We start from the raw sequence: 1,091 nt of genomic DNA on the forward strand, positions 1-1,091 counted from the left end.
TCGGCCAGCACGCCCACGGGCACATCCGGCCCCACGCCGCGCGCGATCAACTGCCGCGCCAGCGCGTTGGCGCGCCGGTTGAGTTCGCCATAACTCAGCGCCTGGCCGTCGGCGACGAGCGCCGTGGCGTCGGGCGTATCGAGGGCATGGGCCTCGAAGCGCCGATGGACGGGCTGATAGCTGCCGACGAACGCCGAGGAAGGCGACGTCCGCAGACGCGTCGCGTCGATCAGGCTGATCTGCCCCAGTGGCTGCGCCGCATCGGCCGCCATGGCGCGCATCGTGGCCAGCAGCGCCTGCGCCAGCGTTTTGGCCTGGGCTTCCGCCAGACGGGCGCGGTCAAAGCGGCAGGTCAGGCGCAGCGTATCGGTCTGGGCCAGCACCAGCGTCAGCGCGTAATTGGTTTCCGCGCGGTTGGTGATGTTCGCGAACGCCAGCCCGCCCGGTGCGCGGCGCAGCGCGGCGTCGACCGGGTAGTTCTCGAAGACCACGATCGAATCGAACAGCGCCTGCCCGCCGTGGCCGGCCCAGCGCTGGATGTCATAGAGCGGCGCGTGTTCGTGCTCGCGCGTGGCAAGGTTCAGCGCCTGGACCTCACGCAGCCAGTCGCCCACGCTCTGGCGCGGCGAGGGCGTGGCCACCACCGGCAGCGTGTTGATGAACAGCCCCAGCATCTGCTGGGCGGCCGGCAGATCGGCGGGGCGGCCGGACACGGTGGCGCCAAACGCCACGCTGGGCTGCGCGGTGCAGCGTTGCAGCACCAGCAGCCATGCCGCCTGCACCAGCGTGTTGAACGTCACCTTCTGCGCGCGGGTAAACGCGGCCAGCGCGGCCGTTGCGTCGGCGTCGAGGTAATGATGCTGCTCGGTATGGCCATCCCCGGACGTGACCGCTGGCAGTGCATCCAGCAGGCGCGTTGGCGTTTCCAGCGACTGCAGTTGCGCCTTCCAGAACGTCTCGCTGGCATCCCGGTCACGCGACTGCAGCCAGCCGATGTAGTCGGCAAAGCGATGTCCGGCAGCCGGCAGCGCTTCGCCCGCGTAGTGGCGCAGCACCTCGCCCAGCAAATGCGCGGTGCTCCAGCCGTCGAG

The 1,091-nt window shown here is 70.2% G+C and carries 1 protein-coding gene; it reads right to left on the minus strand.

Translation table 11 applies throughout. The features are described from left to right. A partial coding sequence (locus OR16_RS38955) for a condensation domain-containing protein (protein WP_006165002.1) occupies positions 1-1,091 on the minus strand: 1,091 nt, incomplete at both ends.

The organism is Cupriavidus basilensis OR16 (assembly GCF_000243095.1).
GTDB classification, from domain to species: Bacteria; Pseudomonadota; Gammaproteobacteria; order Burkholderiales; family Burkholderiaceae; genus Cupriavidus; species Cupriavidus basilensis_D.